Origin of the sequence: Bradyrhizobium australafricanum, from assembly GCF_020329495.1 — a bacterium.
GTDB lineage: Bacteria > Pseudomonadota > Alphaproteobacteria > Rhizobiales > Xanthobacteraceae > Bradyrhizobium > Bradyrhizobium australafricanum.
On sequence record NZ_JAGKJL010000002.1, the window covers coordinates 18,798 to 33,987 of the forward strand.

The 15,190-nt window shown below is 65.0% G+C and carries 13 protein-coding genes and 1 pseudogene; 7 read left to right on the top strand and 7 right to left on the bottom strand.

Annotated elements, in window-relative coordinates; all coding sequences use genetic code 11:
• The first annotated feature begins 13 nt into the window (after nucleotides 1-13).
• The gene (gene alkB / locus J6525_RS01940; RefSeq protein ID WP_225641638.1) at nucleotides 14-667 is read left to right on the top strand and encodes a DNA oxidative demethylase AlkB; all 654 of its coding nucleotides are present in this window, start codon (nucleotides 14-16) and stop codon (nucleotides 665-667) included.
• A 26-nt stretch (nucleotides 668-693) separates the two neighbouring features.
• Entirely contained in the window at nucleotides 694-1,908 is a 1,215-nt protein-coding gene (locus tag J6525_RS01945; RefSeq protein ID WP_225641640.1) for an MFS transporter, read from the top strand.
• A gap of 88 nt (nucleotides 1,909-1,996) precedes the next feature.
• Here J6525_RS01945 and J6525_RS01950 read toward each other — a convergent pair.
• The 6 genes and pseudogenes from J6525_RS01950 to hpaH all read right to left on the bottom strand — a co-directional run bounded on the left by J6525_RS01950 (nucleotide 1,997) and on the right by hpaH (nucleotide 8,623).
• Nucleotides 1,997-3,627: pseudogene (locus tag J6525_RS01950) on the bottom strand (thiamine pyrophosphate-dependent enzyme).
• A gap of 25 nt (nucleotides 3,628-3,652) precedes the next feature.
• Nucleotides 3,653-4,525: a fumarylacetoacetate hydrolase family protein gene (locus J6525_RS01955; RefSeq protein ID WP_225641642.1), complete on the bottom strand. Its 873-nt coding sequence runs from the start codon at nucleotides 4,523-4,525 to the stop codon at nucleotides 3,653-3,655.
• A gap of 243 nt (nucleotides 4,526-4,768) precedes the next feature.
• A complete protein-coding gene (gene hpaD, locus J6525_RS01960) occupies nucleotides 4,769-5,752 on the bottom strand; it encodes a 3,4-dihydroxyphenylacetate 2,3-dioxygenase (RefSeq protein ID WP_225641644.1) in 984 nt (327 codons plus the stop codon).
• 107 nt (nucleotides 5,753-5,859) lie between these two features.
• Nucleotides 5,860-7,404, bottom strand: a complete 1,545-nt coding sequence (gene hpaE, locus J6525_RS01965; RefSeq protein ID WP_225641646.1) for a 5-carboxymethyl-2-hydroxymuconate semialdehyde dehydrogenase — start codon at nucleotides 7,402-7,404, stop codon at nucleotides 5,860-5,862.
• Nucleotides 7,397-7,795, bottom strand: a complete 399-nt coding sequence (locus J6525_RS01970) for a 5-carboxymethyl-2-hydroxymuconate Delta-isomerase (RefSeq protein ID WP_225641648.1) — start codon at nucleotides 7,793-7,795, stop codon at nucleotides 7,397-7,399. Before J6525_RS01970 ends, hpaE begins: the two co-directional genes overlap by 8 nt.
• Nucleotides 7,796-7,816: 21 nt before the next feature.
• Nucleotides 7,817-8,623, bottom strand: coding sequence for a 2-oxo-hept-4-ene-1,7-dioate hydratase (gene hpaH, locus J6525_RS01975; RefSeq protein WP_225641650.1), 807 nt, complete (start codon nucleotides 8,621-8,623; stop codon nucleotides 7,817-7,819).
• A gap of 110 nt (nucleotides 8,624-8,733) precedes the next feature.
• Here hpaH and hpaR point away from each other — a divergent pair, with 110 nt between their 5' ends.
• Nucleotides 8,734-9,267, top strand: a complete 534-nt coding sequence (gene hpaR / locus J6525_RS01980) for a homoprotocatechuate degradation operon regulator HpaR (RefSeq protein WP_225641652.1) — start codon at nucleotides 8,734-8,736, stop codon at nucleotides 9,265-9,267.
• Between the two features lie 25 nt (nucleotides 9,268-9,292).
• Here hpaR and J6525_RS01985 read toward each other — a convergent pair whose 3' ends face one another.
• A complete protein-coding gene (locus J6525_RS01985) occupies nucleotides 9,293-10,288 on the bottom strand; it encodes a GntR family transcriptional regulator (protein ID WP_092083321.1) in 996 nt (331 codons plus the stop codon).
• Nucleotides 10,289-10,571: 283 nt separating this feature from the next.
• On the opposite strand from J6525_RS01985, the gene J6525_RS01990 reads away from it, so the two are divergent.
• From J6525_RS01990 to J6525_RS02005, 4 genes are all read left to right on the top strand, one after another.
• Complete coding sequence (locus J6525_RS01990; RefSeq protein ID WP_225641654.1) at nucleotides 10,572-11,717, top strand: ABC transporter substrate-binding protein; 1,146 nt, start codon at nucleotides 10,572-10,574, stop codon at nucleotides 11,715-11,717.
• A 75-nt stretch (nucleotides 11,718-11,792) separates the two neighbouring features.
• On the top strand, nucleotides 11,793-12,668 hold the full coding sequence (locus tag J6525_RS01995) for a branched-chain amino acid ABC transporter permease (protein ID WP_016841141.1): 876 nt from the start codon (nucleotides 11,793-11,795) through the stop codon (nucleotides 12,666-12,668).
• Complete coding sequence (locus J6525_RS02000; protein WP_225641656.1) at nucleotides 12,665-14,437, top strand: branched-chain amino acid ABC transporter ATP-binding protein/permease; 1,773 nt, start codon at nucleotides 12,665-12,667, stop codon at nucleotides 14,435-14,437. The genes J6525_RS01995 and J6525_RS02000 overlap by 4 nt, the downstream gene beginning before the upstream one ends.
• Entirely contained in the window at nucleotides 14,437-15,165 is a 729-nt protein-coding gene (locus J6525_RS02005) for an ABC transporter ATP-binding protein (RefSeq protein WP_057015754.1), read from the top strand. Before J6525_RS02000 ends, J6525_RS02005 begins: the two co-directional genes overlap by 1 nt.
• Nucleotides 15,166-15,190: the final 25 nt, after the last annotated feature.

Sequence of the window (15,190 nt, forward strand, 5' to 3'; positions counted from 1 at the left end):
GTGCGAGAGAAGCGTGGCCACCGATCTGTTCGAGACCATTGGCGATGCCCGGCCATCGCGCGAGGCGATCGCGGATGGCGCGGTGCTGTTGCGCGGCTTTGTCCGGCCGTTCGAGGCCGAGCTGATCCCGGCCTTGCGTGCCATCGTCAAGCAGGCGCCGTTCCGGCATCTGATCACGCCGGGCGGCCACCGCATGTCGGTCGCGATGACCAATTGCGGCAGCGTCGGCTGGGTCTCCGATCCCAGCGGCTATCGCTATGATCCGATCGATCCCGTCTCGGGACAACCCTGGCCTGAAATGCCGGAGGTGTTGCGCAGGCTCGCCGCTGGCGCCGCTGATGAGGCCGGCTTCAACGGCTTCGCGCCTGAGGCCTGCCTGATCAATCGCTACGTCCCCGGCGCAAAACTGTCGCTGCATCAGGACAAGGACGAGCTCGACTACCGCGCCCCGATCATGTCGATCTCGCTCGGGCTGCCGGCGATCTTCCTGTTCGGCGGCCTGAAGCGCAACGATACGCCGCGCCGCTATCGACTCGAACATGGCGACGTTGCGGTGTGGGGCGGCCCGTCACGGCTATTTTATCACGGCGTGGCACCGCTCGCCGATGGCGAGCACAGCCTGCTCGGCCGCCAGCGCATCAATCTGACCTTCCGCAAGGTGCGCTGAAGCGCCGGGTGGTCTAGACTTGGCGGATGACCACCAAGGCTGACCGCGCCGTCAACCGCACCGGCGTCTATCTCGCCGTGCTGCAGCTCGTCTTCACGCTGGGCTGGACCACCTATCTGATCTATCTGCCGAAGCTGTGCGCCGATGTCGGCATCGCGCCGTCGACCGTGATCCTGATCCTGATGATGGATCAGGGCATCTTCACCGTCACCGACACGGCGATGGGCATGGCTGCCGACAGGATCTCGAGCCTGGTCGGCCGCCTTGGCTTGTTTGTCGGTATCCTTGCCGCGATCTCCTGCGCCGCCTTCATCGCGTTGCCTTACGTCGCCGGCACCGGGCCGGGTGCAAAGGTCTGGCTGATCGTGCTGATCGTGATCTGGGCCGTGACGTCGTCGGCCTTGCGGGCGCCGCCGCTGACGCTGCTCGGCAAATATCGCGCGCAACCCTCGGTCCCGTTCCTCGCGGCGCTGGCGATGCTGGGTTACGGCATTGCGGGTGCGGTCTCACCCTATCTTGGCGTCGTACTGCGTAACCACGATGCACGGCTGCCGTTCGTGCTGTCGGGCGTCGTGCTGCTGCTGACCGCGCTGGCCTTCTCGGGGATCGAGCGCCGCATCGCGGCGGAGGCGCAGCCGGCGCGGCTGGCGCCCCCAGCGAAGCGGCTCGGCGCGGTGCCGATGTTCCTGATCGGATCGATGGTGCTGCTGTCGCTCGGCTACCAGCTGCACTTCAACATCAACAGCGCGCCGTTCTATTTGCGCTTTGCCAAGGCGGACGAGCTGCAATGGCTGATGCCGGTATTCTGGATCGGCTTCAACATCGCGATGTTTCCGGCAAGCATCGTCGTCAAGCATCGCGGCGGCCTGATCGTGATGGGCGCGGCGGGACTGCTCGGCGCCTTTGCGATCATCGCCGCCGAGATCGCCGGCAGTCTCAACGTCCTGATCGTGGCGCAATTCATGGCGGGGGCCGCCTGGGGTTGCATGCTGATGAGCGCGGTGTCCGCGGCGCTCGCGATCGGGGAGACCGGTGCGGAAGGCAAGGTCACCGGCCTCGTGTTCTCGGCGCTGGCGCTTGCGACCTTTGCGCGGATGGCGGCCGTCGCCGGCGGCCTGCAGAAGATGCCGGACTATGCGCCGCTGGTGCACTGGGCGCCGGTCGCCTGCTGGTCGGTCGCCGGTGCCGGCCTGCTCGTGATCGCTGCGTCACGGCTGCAACGCGGGGTGAAGAGCGCTTAGCGTCGTCATTCCGGGGGCGAAACGAACCCGGAATCTCGAGATTCCGGGTTCGATGCTGCGCATCGCCCCGGAATGACGAGCGTTTGGCTTAGTTATTCCGCGCCGGATGGATGAACGCCCAGGGCGAGACTTCCGAATCCGTCGGCACTTCCACCGAGATCACGTAAGGCCCGCCGTCGGCCAGCGCCTTCTCCAGCACGGGGCGGAAGTGATCCGGCGAGGTGACCCGCGCGGCGCCGACACCGAAGGATTCTGCAAGCTTCACGAAATCCGGATTTACCAGGTCGGAGGCGACGACGCGGCCGTCGAAGCGTTCGCGCTGGTCGCGGCGGACATTGCCATAGGCGTTGTTGTTGAACACCAGCGTCACCACGCCGATCTTGAACTGCACGGCGGTGGCAAGCTCCTGCACGCCGAACATGAAGCCGCCGTCGCCGGTGATCGCGACCACCGGCTTGTCCGGATTGGCGACCTTGGCGCCAAGCGCGGTCGGGAAACCCGAGCCGAGCGTGCCCTGATAGCCCGAGGTGACGAAGGTCCGCGGCTCGTAGATCGGAAAGCCGTACCAGGAGGCGAAGCCGACCTGAGACAGCTCGTCGGTGACGATGGCGCTCGCCGGCAGCACCTCGCGCAGGATCTTCAGATAGGCCATCTGTGGCTGGATGCGCTGGATCTCCTGCTCGGTCGCGGCCGTTGCCTCGCGGATCGCGGCGCGGCGGCCAGAAGTCCTGCGGTAGCCCACCTTGCGCACGGCGGCGACGAGATCGGCGGTGCCGGCCTTGGCGTCCGCGATCACGCCGGCATCGGCCGGCCAGCGCCGTAGCTCGACCGGATCGATGTCGATGCGCACGCATTTCAGTCCGGCGGGCTGGTAGGGCCAGCGCGACATCGTCGGCAGCTCGAGGCGTGTGCCGATGCCGATCATCAGATCGGTCTTCGGCCAGAGCTTGTAGGCCGAAGCCATGGTGAGCCCGAGTTCATGCGCGTTGGAGACGATGCCGCGGCCGCTGCGGAAGGCGACGACAGGCGCGTCGATCATCTCGGCCAATTCGAGGATCTCCTCGCGCGCCTCGATGGCGCCGCTGCCGACGAAGATCATCGGCGCCTTGCTGCCGGCGATCAGGTCGGCGGCCGCCTTGATGCGGTCCGCATCGGGCTGCGGCGCCGGCAACGGATCGAACGGCTTGACGGGCGCGACCTGGGTGCGCTGTGTGAACACGTCCCACGGCATCTCCAGTGAGGCCGGGCCACGCCGGCCCGACAGCATCTCCTGGAACGCGCGCGACACCAGCGCGGGCGCGTTGTCGGGGTATTCGATCCGGTCGGCCCATTTCACGAAGGTGCGCAGCGTCGCGAGTTGGTCCGGCATCTCGTGCAGATGGCCGCGGCCCTTGCCGAGGAACTGCGTCGGCACCTGACCGGTCAGGCACAGCACCGGCTCGTTGCAGCCGAATGCGGTGAGCAGCGCCGCCGAGGCGTTGAGTACGCGCCGGGGCCGGGCACCACGCTGAACACGCCGGGCTTGCCGCTGGAGCGCGCATAGCCGAACGCCATGTAGCCGCAGGCCTGCTCATGCCGGGCGCCGATCACCTTGAGCTGGGCCTGGTGGAAGGCATCGAACAGGCCATAGATCTGCGCGCCGGGCAGGCCGAACACGGTGTCGACGCCGTGGGCGACGAGGCCGTTGACGATCGCTTCGCCGCCGGATGTTGAGGTCATGGCACTGTCCACTTTGCTTGCGAGGTTAGGTGGCTTCGTCGACGACGTTGTTGCGCAGGATGCCGACGCCTTCGGCCTCGACCTCGACGACATCGCCGGGCTTCAGATAGCGCGGCGGATCGAACCGCGCGCCTGCGCCGGTCGGGGTGCCCGTGACGATGATGTCGCCGGGAACCAGCGTCGTGAAGATCGAGATGTAGTTGATGAGGTAGCGGAAGCCGAAGATCAAGCGCGAGGTGCGGTCGTCCTGGCGGGTCTCGCCGTTCACCCGCGTGGTCAGACGGATGTCGGCGATCTGCGCTTCACCGGTGTAGGGCACGATCCACGGGCCGAGGCTGCCGGTGGAATCGAAGTTCTTGCCCTGGGTGACGTTGAACTTGGCGTGGCGCACCCAGTCGCGGATGGTGCCTTCGTTGCAGAGCGTGATCGCGGCGATGTGATCGAGCGCGGCGCTCTCCGCAATGTGCCGGCCGGCCTTGCCGATCACCAGCACCAGTTCGCCCTCATAGTCGAGCTGCGGCGAGATGCGCGGCCGCACCACCGGCGTGTTGTGGCCGACGAAGGAACGCGGCACCCGCAGGAACATGCTTGGATACTTTGGCGCGTCCGAGCCGTCCTTGTATTCGGCATTGCGGTCCGGGTAGTTGACGCCGATGCAGATGATCTTTTCCGGCGCCGGGATCGGCGGTTGCCAGTCGACTGCGTCGAGCGCATGGTCGGGCGCGCGCCTGGCAGCATCCTCCACGAGCCTGCTCAGCGCGCCGGCGGCGATCGCCTCGCGCAGCGTCGGATAGTCCTTGGCGAAGCGCGACGAGAGGTCGACGATGCCGGTGTCGGTGACGACGCCATAGCTGGTGGCGCCGTTGAAGGAATAGGTGGCGAGGCGAGGAGAGGGCATTAGTAGTCCCATAATTGGTGTCGTCCCTGCGAAAGCACTAGTGCATGCACACATCTTCTGGAATCTTTTCAACGACTTGGTCCAAGACCGCAGAGAAACAACGCATTTTTGCTGAAACCTACTTGCGGAATTGCGTCGTCGGGACCCAACCAAGTCATTGATCAAGAGTCGGTTTTTCGGCTCGAAAAGATGTGTGCATGCACTAGTGCGAAAGCAGGGACGACGTGAGGAGGAAGGCGCGCACTAGTCCGCGACCAGCACGTCGGCGACGAAGCGCGGCTCGCGCACCGCTTGGCCGGCGAAGGTCGAGCCTTCCTCGAACCAGGATCTCGGCGCCGGCGCGCCCCACAGCGTCTGGCGGCGCGGATCGCGCAGCGACCAGCGCAGCGGCTCATGGTCGTGATCGCCGGTGAAATAATCGCTGGTGTAGAGCTCGATGCGGTGGCCGTCGGGATCGCGGATGTACAGGAAGAAGGCGTTGGAGATGCCGTGCCGGCCAGGGCCGCGCTCGATGTTCTTGAGGTAGCCGGAGGAGGCCATCACGTCGCAGAGATGCACGATGTTCATCGCGGTCGGTACCCAATAGGCGATGTGGTGCAGGCGCGGGCCGCGGCCGTTGGTGATCGCGAAGTCGTGGACGTTGCCCTTGCGGTGCATCCAGGCGGCTGCGATGCGGCCGTTGTCGCCGTCCTCCTCGGCATATTCGGTGAGGCGGAAGCCGAGCCGGGCGTAGAAATCGACTGTGTCCTGCACCTCGGCGGCGAACACGTTGAAATGGTCGAGCCGCTGCGGATGGCAGCCCTTGTAGAGATCGTAGCGGCGCAGCAGGTGCGGGCGCTTCTCCATCGTGGCGTAGAGCTCGATCTGGAAGCCGAACGGATCGGTGAATTGCAGCGTGCGGCCCTGGAACTGCTGGTCGACGAAGGCGTAGGCGATGCCGTTCTCGGAGAAGAAGGCGGCCGCCTTGTCGAGGTCGCCGTCGTTGCCGACCTTGAAGCCAAGCCGGTTGCAGGCCGCCTTCGCTGCCTTGCGCAGCACCACCGAGTGATGCTGGTGCTCCTCGCTGGCGCGCAGATACACCGACTTGTCGTCGCGGTCCTCGATGTGGAGGCCGACGGTCTTCTCGTAGAAGGCGGCGCTCTTGTCGAGGTCCGTGACGTCGAGCACGGCATGGCTACAGCGGATGATGTTGAACGGCGGATCGAAAACGTGCGTCGGAATGGGCATCGGTGTTTCCCCTCAATTCTATCGTCATTCCGGGGCTCGCGAAGCGAGAACCCGGAATCTCGAGGTTCCGGGTTCGATGCTGCGCATCGCCCCGGAACGACGGCTGGCTAAATTCCCAGTTTCTGAATCTTGTGCGTCCCGCGCGCGAGCGAGACGTGCTTGGTTTCCATGTAGAAGTCGAACGAGTAGTCGCCGCCGTCGCGGCCGATGCCTGACGACTTCATGCCGCCGAACGGGGTCGGCAGATGGCGGACGTTCTCCGAATTGAGCCAGATCATGCCGGATTCCAGCGCATCCGCCACGCGTAGCGCGCGGCCCATGTCGCCGGTCCAGACATAGCCGGTCAGGCCGTATTGCACGCCATTGGCGATCTCGGTGGCGTCAGCTTCGTCCTTGAACGGGATCACGGTCAGGAACGGGCCGAATACCTCCTCCTGCGCGACGCGCATTTTTGCGTTCGCGCCGGTCACCAGCGTCGGCTGCACATAGTGGCCGCCGCCGGGACCGTCATGCGGCTTGCCGCCGACCGCGATCGTGGCGCCGTCGTTCTTGGCGACGTCGAAATAGCTGCACACCTTGGCGAGATGCCGCTCATGGATCAGCGGCCCGATCTCGGTGGCGGGATCGAGGGGGTGGCCAACCTTGAGCGCCTTTACGCGCGCGGTCAGCTTCTCGATGAACTTGCCGGCGATGCTCTCCTGAACCAGCAGCCGGCTCGACGACGTGCAGCGCTCGCCATTGAGCGAGTAGATCATGAACACGACGGCATCGAGCGCGCGGTCGAGATCGGCGTCGTCGAATACGATCACCGGATTCTTGCCGCCGAGCTCGAAATGCACGCGCTTCAAGGTCGGCGCGCCCTGCGCCATGATCGCTGAGCCAGTCGCGCTCTCGCCGACGAAGCCGATCGCCTTGATGGCGGGGTGCTCGGTCAGCGCCTTGCCGGCCTCTTCGCCAAATCCATGCACGGTGTTGAGCACGCCGTCGGGGATGCCGGCCTGTTTTGCGAGTTTGACCAGCAGATCGGCGGTGACGGGCGACCATTCCGCCGGCTTGTGCACCACGGTGCAGCCGGCCGCGAGCGCCGGTGCGATCTTCCAGGTCGAGAGCATGAACGGCGTGTTCCACGGCGTGATCACGCCGACCGGGCCGATCGGCACGCGGGTCGAGATGTTCCAGTGCTCGTCCGAGGGTGTGTTGAGGCCGTCGCGGGCCTCCGCGCATTTGTCGGCGAAGAAGCGGAAATTCTCCGCGGCGCGGATCGCCGCCTTGGCCATGAAGCGGTGCGCCTGGCCGGTGTCGATGCATTCGAGCACGGCGATGTCGTCGGCGCGTGCCTCGATCGCATCGGCGACGCGATGCAGCAGTTTGCGCCGCTGCGCCGCCGGCATGTCGCGCCAGGCCTTGAAGGCCTTGGACGCCGCGGTTGCGGCACGGTCGATATCCTCGGCATTGCCGCGTGCGACCGTCGCCAGCACCGTGCCGTCAATCGGCGATCTCGTCTCGAAGGTCTGGCCGGAGGCCGCCGGCACGATCTTGCTGTCGATCACATGACCGATGCCTTCGGCTTTCAAGCTTACAAGCAGCGGGCCGGCGCGATCACGGTTGGCCTGGAACACGTCGGCTGACGATTTCGCTGTCGCTTTATCCATTGACCGTCTCCACCTTCAGTGCGTCGTGGATGTTGTTGCGCTTCCAGCTGGTTTCCTTGTCGTTGATCTGCATGTCGAACGACAACGCGAATTTGCTGTTGGCGAAGACCGGATCGAGATGAGCCGTTAGCGCCTTGAAGATGTGCTCGCCGGCCTTCTTGCGGGTGGCGAGATCGCGGCCTTCGCCGAGCCGCAACACCATGTCGAGGAAGCCGTAATTCTTGCGGCCGTCGGCGATCGCATAGTGCTCGCATCTGACGGCGCGGACGCGGATGCCGCCGAGCGGGAAGATGCCAGTCTCGACCGCGGCCTTGCGGACCAGTTCGACCGTCGCGCTCATGTCGACCAGATCGTCGAGATTGGCGGAGTATTCAAGCGTGAAATGCGGCATGCAGCGCTCCTGCTGAAGGCGTCAGGCGAAGTAGCAGCTTACGGAACCGTACGGTCCGTAGTCGGCCTGGATGGTGTCGCCTTTGCGGGTCTCGATCGGACGGATGAATGAGCCCGCCAGCACGACCTGGCCGGCTTCCAGCGCCAGCCCGTTCGGCGCGATCTTGTTGGCAAGCCACGCCACCGCGGTCGCCGGATGATTCAACACGCCGGCGGCCAGACCGGTTTCCTCGAGCTGGCCATTTCGGAAGCACAGCGCGCCGATCCAGCGCAGGTCGGCGTCCAGCGGGCGGATCGGCCGGCCGCCGAGCACGATGCCGGCATTGGCGGCGTTGTCCGCGATGGTGTCGTAGATCTTGCGGGTCGCCTTGGTCTCGGGATCGACGCGCTCGACCCTGGTATCCAGGATCTCCAGCGCCGGTACCACGAAATCGGTCGCGTTCAGCACATCGAACAGTGTGCAGTTCGGCCCGGTCAGGCGATGCTTCATCACGAAGGCAAGCTCGGCCTCGACGCGGGTGGCGATGAAGCGGTCGGTCGGGACCAGGCCGCCATCGGCGAAGAACATGTCGTCGAGCAGGATTCCGGAATCGGGCTCGTCGATATTGAGCGCGCTCTGCATCGCCTTCGAGGTCAGGCCGATCTTGTGGCCCTTGACGACGCGGCCCTGCGCCACCTTCATCTCGACCCAGGCCTTCTGAATCGCGTAGGCGTCTTCGAGGGTGATGCGGGGGTATTCCAGTGAGAGCTGGCGGATTTGCTTGCGGGTCTTTTCCGCGCCGTCGAGCCGTTCGGCGGCAGCGCGGATATCGTCCTTGGAGAGGGCCATGCGTGCTACACAAAAGTGGATGTCGGGAGATGATTAACATGTTAAGTGAATTCCCGCAAACTGAATCAAGGCATGTTGCAACGCAAAATTTCGTTGCGCAGGATTAGGTAATGGCGCGCAAAAATTCGAACGACATTCGGCCGGGGCAGGGCGAGGACGTGGCGGCGCGACGGACCCCGATGCGCGAGTTCTCGCGCTCGCTGCCGATGTCGCTGCTTCGCGCCCGCGAGGCGGTGATGCGGCAATTCCGTCCGTCGCTGCGCAATCACGGGCTGACCGAGCAGCAATGGCGGATCCTGCGCGCGCTCACCGCGGTCGACGAGATCGAGGTCACCGAACTCGCCCGCATGGCGTTTCTGCTCGGCCCGAGCCTGTCGCGAATCCTTCGCGATCTCGAGGGCCGCGCGTTGATCGAGCGCAAGGCAGCGGAGAACGACGCGCGGCGCGCGGTGGTTTCGATCTCCGCCAAGGGGTTGAAGCTGATCGAGGCGGTGGCGCCGACGTCGGAGACGATCTATGCCGAGATCACCCGGCGCTTCGGGGCGCGCAAGCTTGCCGAATTGCAGGAGATGCTGGGCGCGCTCGAAGCGAGCCTGGCCGGAATGGGCTCGTCCGATGACGCCGAGGTCGAGGCTGACGACTAGCTGCGATCATGCGCGGCATTCGCGCTCAGGCCATGTAGGGCACGCGCGAAATCACGTTGATGGCGCGGAATTCGGCAATCCAGCCCGCGACCTTCGAGTGGGACCATTCGATATGGCGGCGCAAGATGGCTGCCGCCGCGTCGCCGTCACGCGTGCGCAAGGCCTCGATGATCACCAGATGCTCGTCCATGAAGGAATCGATCTGCGGCGCGGTCAGGGCGACCTGGATGTGCTTGCCGATCACGAACGCGCAGTGAGTGCGCTTGAGCGCTTCGATCATCTCGCGATTGGCGCCGTAACCCAGGCAGCGGATATGGAGGTCGCCTTCGATCTCATCGAGTTCGCCGACGCCGACGCGGTCGCGGTGCTGGATCCCCTCGCGCAGCCGCTCCGCCATCCGGTCGAGCAGGGCGGCAGGAATTGTCGCCGTCGCGGATTTGAGAAGCAGTGGCTCGAGCGTTGCGCGCACCTCGAAGATGTCGCGGAGGCGGTCCTCGTCCAACGGCACCACGTACCAGTGCGCCTTGGCGCCCTTCTCGAGGATGCCGATCGCCTGCGCGCGCAGCAGCAGGTTGCGCGCCACCGTGCGCCCGACCCGGAAATGCCGTGCCAATGCGAGCTCACTGACGCGGAAGCGTCCGAACAGCGACCGGTAGATGATCTCACGTTCGAGCTTGTAGTAGAGCGTATCCCAGGCGTCGCTGCGCACGGCGTCGACGGGGCCGTCAGTCAGCCCAAACATTTCCGGTGTGATCGGGACGCGCCGAGGGTCGACCTTGCGCTTGCCGGCGATGACGCCGCGACCGTCGAACCGGCGTACCAGGCCGATATGCTCGAGCTGTTCGAAAGCCTGCCGCACCGGAGAGCGGCTGGAGCCGAACAAGGTCGCGATCGCCGATTCGGAAAGAACCGTGCCAGGTGGCACGTCACCGGCGCGGATGTGCTTTGCCAATGCGCTCTTGATCAGCGCGTAGGCCGGCTGTTTTCGCCGGGTTTGCGATTTCGCTCGTGGAATCGACATGGAATGGCTGCCCGCTGGCCACACGTGATTGCGTCATGGTCGCTCGTAGCAGGCATTTACGCACCTCTGCCAGCGAACTTTTGACTATTGCGTGCAATGTGCAATCATGTTTAGCTGGGTCAAACGCCAGATTGATGGTCGCCGTTGCACGGCTTGTGCGCTGCAGCGGTGCTCACGTTTGCTCGTCGCGCCGTTTGATGGCTGCGGACGGGCCAACAGATCGACGCGTCAGCTCGTCTCAACGCAGCCGACAGCAAGTTCGGCGCATCACAGGGAGGATGGAATGAAACTGACGAGACGTGAGTTTTCCGCCAGCTTGGCGGCAGGTCTCGCTGCACCCGCGCTGATGCGCAGCGCTTGGGCGCAGGGTGCGACGATCAAGATCGGCATGTGCGTGCCGGTGACCGGACCCGCGGCGGAGCAGGGGCTGTGGGCCCAGAACGGCGCCAAGCTGGCGCTGGCCGCGGTCAACAAGGCCGGCGGCGTGCTCGGCAAGCAGGTCGAACTCGTCATCGAGGACGATCAGACCACCAATCCGGGCATCGTGCTGGCATTCTCCAAGCTCGCCGCGCAATCCGACATCGTCGCCTTCCTCGGCTCGATCCGCTCGACCCAGGTGCAGGCGATGGCGCCCGACGTGATCAAGGTCGGCAAGCCGGTGATGATCGGCGGCACCAATCCCGACCTCACCCATTCCGGCAATCCCTGGCTGTTCCGCTTCCGTCCGAACGACAATTATTCCGGCCGCGTGATCGCCGACTTCGGCGTCAATACGCTCGGCAAGAAGAAATGGGCGATCGTGCATTCGACCGACGCCTTCGGCACCGCGGGCGGCAAGGCGCTCTCGGAAGCGCTGACCAAGCTCGGCGCGCCGCCGGTGCTCGACCAGGGCTATGCCAATCAGAGTCAGGACTTCACCCCGGTCGTACTGGCCGTGAAGCAGTCCGGCGCTGACGTGCTCGGCACCTACTTCACCTTCGAGAACGATCTCGGCATCTTTGCCCGGCAGCTGCGCCAGCTCGGCGTCAACGTCCCCTGGGTCGGCTCGCCCTCGGTGGTGGCGGTCTCCTCGACCAAGCTCGCCGGCCCCGCGCTGTTCAACACCTACGGCGTCGCCGACTTCGCCGAGGATTCAAGCGATGCGGCGAAGGCGTTCGGCAAGGCCTATCGCGATGCCTACAAGACCGCGCCCGACAACCAGAGCGCCTGGCCGTACGATGCGATCACCATCCTGTCGGCGGCGATCAACAAGGCCGGCTCGACCGACCCGAACAAGATCCGCGACGCTATCCTCGCGACGCAGAAATTCGCCGGGGCCGAGGGTGAATACAATTTCGACAAGAACGGCGACGGTCTGCACGGCTACAATGTCGTGAAGAACGACAAGGGCAAGATCGTCTACGACAAGCATATCGACTTCAACGATTGATAGCGGTTCGGCCTCTCCGGGCCACCTCGGAGAGGCCGTTCGCCCGCGACACAATTCTCAGATCGAGCGCTCGTCATGGATCTCGTCCTCCAACTGCTCTTTACCGGCATCGGCATCGGCGCGGTCTACGCGCTGGTCGCGCTCGGTTTCGTGCTGATCTTCCGTGCCACCAACGTGGTGAACTTCGCGCAAGGCGAGTTCTCGATGGTCGCCGCCTATCTGATGGTGGTGTTCTCGGTCGATCTCGGCTGGCCTTACTGGCTGTCGTTCCTGATCGCGCTCGCCGGCATGGCGTTGTTCGGCGTCATCTTCAATCTCGGCGTCTATTATCCGCTGCGCAATCGCACCTATCTGCCCGTAATCATCGCCACCATCGGCGCCTCGATCCTGCTGTCGAACTCGGTGCTTGCGATCTACGGCCCGCAGCCGCAGGTGCTGCAGGGCTGGTTCGATACGCCCGGCATTCAGCTCGGCCCGGTCTATCTCGACAGCCAGTATCTTCTGATCATCGGCGTCACGATCCTCCTGGTGCTGTTCAATTTTTGGTTCTTCGAGAAGACGCTGCTCGGCAAGAAGTTGCAGGCGACCTCGCAGGATAAGGAAATGGCCTCGCTGCTCGGCATTTCCGTTTCCACCATGATTATGATCACCTTCATCTATTCGGCCGTGCTCGGCGGTCTCGCCGGCATCCTGGTGGCGCCGGTGCTGTTCGTCTCGATCCAGATGGGCTCGACGATTGCGCTGAAGGCGTTTGCCGCGACCATCATCGGCGGCTTCGGTGACGTTGCCGGCGCCATCGTCGGTGGCCTCGCGCTCGGCGTCATCGAGACGTTCGGCGCCGCCTATATTTCAGTGCCGTACAAGGACGGCTTTGCCTTCCTGGTGCTGATCGCTTTCCTGGTGTTCCGGCCGCAGGGCATCTTCGGCGAACGCGTCGCGGAGAAAGCATGAGCGCCACCGACAACATGATCCCCGCGCCGGCCGTGCGCTCGAAGCCGCTGATCATCCGTCATCTGCCGTATTTCATCGGCGCCGCGGTGCTGGTGGCGCTCGCCGCCGGCATGCGGTTCGACGGTTACATCCTCAACATCCTGCTGCAGGCCACGACCTTCTCGATCGCGGTGTTCGGGCTGTCGGTCGTGCTCGGCCTGTGCGGCCAGATCAACCTGGCGCAGGCCGCGTTCTTCGGCTTCGGCGCCTATGTGGTCGGGCTCGGCACCGCGGACCTGCACCTGAACTTCTGGCTCTGCCTGGTTGGCGCCTGCGCGATCACGCTGATCGCCGGCGCGTTCCTCGGCATGTCGACGCTGCGGCTAGGCGGACACTACCTCGCGATGGTGACGATCTCGTTCCAGCAGATCGTGACGCTGGTGATGATCAACGCCATCGGCGTGACCCACGGGCCGGACGGCGTCGCCAACATTCGCCGGCCGGAGCTGTTCCAGTCCTCGCAGAGCTATCTGGCCTTCTGCGTCGCGATGCTCGCGATCGTCGGTTACCTGGTCTGGCATCTACCGGACACCAAGCTTGGCCGCGCCATGCGCGCGGTGCGCGACAACGAGCTTGCGGCAGGCGTAAACGGCATCGACGTATTCCGCACCAAGATCTACGCGTTCGGCCTCTGCGCCTTGCTCGGCGGTCTGGCCGGCGGCCTGTTCGCCGGCGGCTTCGCCTATGTTAGCCCGGACCAGTTCTCGTTCGCAGAATCGATCGTGTTCCTGACCATGTCGCTGCTCGGCGGCGTGGCCTCGCCGGTCGGCTCGGTGATTGGCACGGGCCTCTTGATCCTGATCCCGGAATGGCTGCGCTTCCTGAAGAGCGTGCCGGGACTTTATCTGGCGATCTACGGCCTGTTCGTGATCCTGATCATCCGCTTCATGCCCGACGGTATCTGGGGTTTTGTGTCGGACGCATTCACGCGCTGGCGCGCGCACACCAAGGCGCCGCCGGCCGCGGCGGCCTTGCAGCTCAAGCCGGCGACGTCAGGCGGCGACATCGTGCTCGAAGTGACCGGGCTCTCCAAGCATTTCGGAGGCCTCAAGGCGGTCGACGGCGTCGATATCGCAGTGAAGCGCGGCAGCGTGCATGCGCTGATCGGGCCCAACGGCTCCGGCAAGACCACGACGCTGAACGTGCTGTCCGGTCTCTACAAGGCGACCGTGGGCAGGATCGTGCTCGACGGCACCGACATCACCAATATGGCGCCGCATCAGCGCACGGCGGCCGGCCTCGGACGCACCTTCCAGAACATCCGCCTGTTCCGTTCGATGACCGCGCTGGAGAATGTCGAGATCGGCGCCGAACGGCCCGGCAACACCATGATCGGGAAGGGCGAGGACGCGCTGACCGAGCGCGCGATGGAGGCGCTGACCTTCGTCGGGCTCGGTAACCGCGCCAACGAATTGATCTCGAGCTTCTCCTACGGCCACCAGCGCCTGATCGAGATCGCGCGGGCGCTAGCGTCGAACCCGACGCTGCTGCTGCTCGACGAGCCGGCAGCTGGTCTCAACTCGACCGAGAAGCTGGAGCTGCATGAGCTGCTCAAGCGCATCGCAGCCCAGGGCCTTACCATCCTGATTATCGATCACGACATGACGCTGGTGTCGGAAGCCGCCCAGCACATCACCGTGCTGAACTTCGGACGCCGCATCGCGGACGGCGAGTCGATGGCGGTGCTGCGCCATCCCGACGTCGTCTCCGCCTATCTCGGGAGCGAATGATGCCGCTGCTCGAAATCCGTAATCTCGTGGTCCGCTACGGCGAGATCGAGGCGCTGCGCGGCGTCACCATCGCCGTGGAGCAGGGCCAGGTGGTCACGCTGCTAGGCGCCAACGGCGCCGGCAAGTCGACCACGCTGCGCGCGATCTCAGGCCTCGCCAAGCCCGCCTCCGGCGACATTATGTTCGACGGCCACTCGATCGCGGGCCTCGGGCCGGAAGCGATCGTCCGGCTCGGCATCTCGCACGTGCCGGAAGGCCGCCGCGTGTTTCCGGGCCTCACCGTGAAAGAGAACATCATGCTCGGCGCGTCGAACCGGAAGGTGCCGGCGTCGCAGATCTCGCGCGAGGCCGACGCGATGTTCGACCTGTTCCCGGACATCCGCGCCTTTTCCAACGCGCTCGGCTGGACGCTGTCCGGCGGCCAGCTGCAGATGGTCGCGGTGGCGCGCGGCCTGATGGCCAAGCCGCGGCTGCTGCTGCTCGACGAACCGTCGCTCGGGCTGGCGCCTGTCATCGTGCAGGCGGTGTTCCGCATCATTTCGCAGATCAGGAAGGACACCACGGTCTTGCTCGTCGAGCAAAATGCGCGCATGGGACTCTCAGTCGCCGATCACGGCTTCGTCCTCGAAACCGGGCGGATCGTGCTGGGCGGCAAGCCCGACGAATTGTGGGGCAATGAGGCCATCGCCGCGGCTTATCTCGGCGGCCACGCCAAGACCCACGCCTGACAACGTCCCGTGCTTTGCTGAGCGA

What these genes read in the sequence shown, in the direction of transcription:
- J6525_RS01945 (WP_225641640.1), top strand. Translation starts at nt 694, where the DNA reads ATGACCACCAAGGCTGACCGCGCCGTCAACCGCACCGGCGTCTATCTC.
- J6525_RS01955 (WP_225641642.1), bottom strand. Translation starts at nt 4,525, where the DNA reads ATGCCCTCTCCTCGCCTCGCCACCTATTCCTTCAACGGCGCCACCAGC.
- hpaD (WP_225641644.1), bottom strand. Translation starts at nt 5,752, where the DNA reads ATGCCCATTCCGACGCACGTTTTCGATCCGCCGTTCAACATCATCCGC.
- hpaE (WP_225641646.1), bottom strand. Translation starts at nt 7,404, where the DNA reads ATGGATAAAGCGACAGCGAAATCGTCAGCCGACGTGTTCCAGGCCAAC.
- J6525_RS01970 (WP_225641648.1), bottom strand. Translation starts at nt 7,795, where the DNA reads ATGCCGCATTTCACGCTTGAATACTCCGCCAATCTCGACGATCTGGTC.
- hpaH (WP_225641650.1), bottom strand. Translation starts at nt 8,623, where the DNA reads ATGGCCCTCTCCAAGGACGATATCCGCGCTGCCGCCGAACGGCTCGAC.
- hpaR (WP_225641652.1), top strand. Translation starts at nt 8,734, where the DNA reads ATGGCGCGCAAAAATTCGAACGACATTCGGCCGGGGCAGGGCGAGGAC.
- J6525_RS01985 (WP_092083321.1), bottom strand. Translation starts at nt 10,288, where the DNA reads ATGTCGATTCCACGAGCGAAATCGCAAACCCGGCGAAAACAGCCGGCC.
- J6525_RS01990 (WP_225641654.1), top strand. Translation starts at nt 10,572, where the DNA reads ATGAAACTGACGAGACGTGAGTTTTCCGCCAGCTTGGCGGCAGGTCTC.
- J6525_RS01995 (WP_016841141.1), top strand. Translation starts at nt 11,793, where the DNA reads ATGGATCTCGTCCTCCAACTGCTCTTTACCGGCATCGGCATCGGCGCG.
- J6525_RS02000 (WP_225641656.1), top strand. Translation starts at nt 12,665, where the DNA reads ATGAGCGCCACCGACAACATGATCCCCGCGCCGGCCGTGCGCTCGAAG.
- J6525_RS02005 (WP_057015754.1), top strand. Translation starts at nt 14,437, where the DNA reads ATGCCGCTGCTCGAAATCCGTAATCTCGTGGTCCGCTACGGCGAGATC.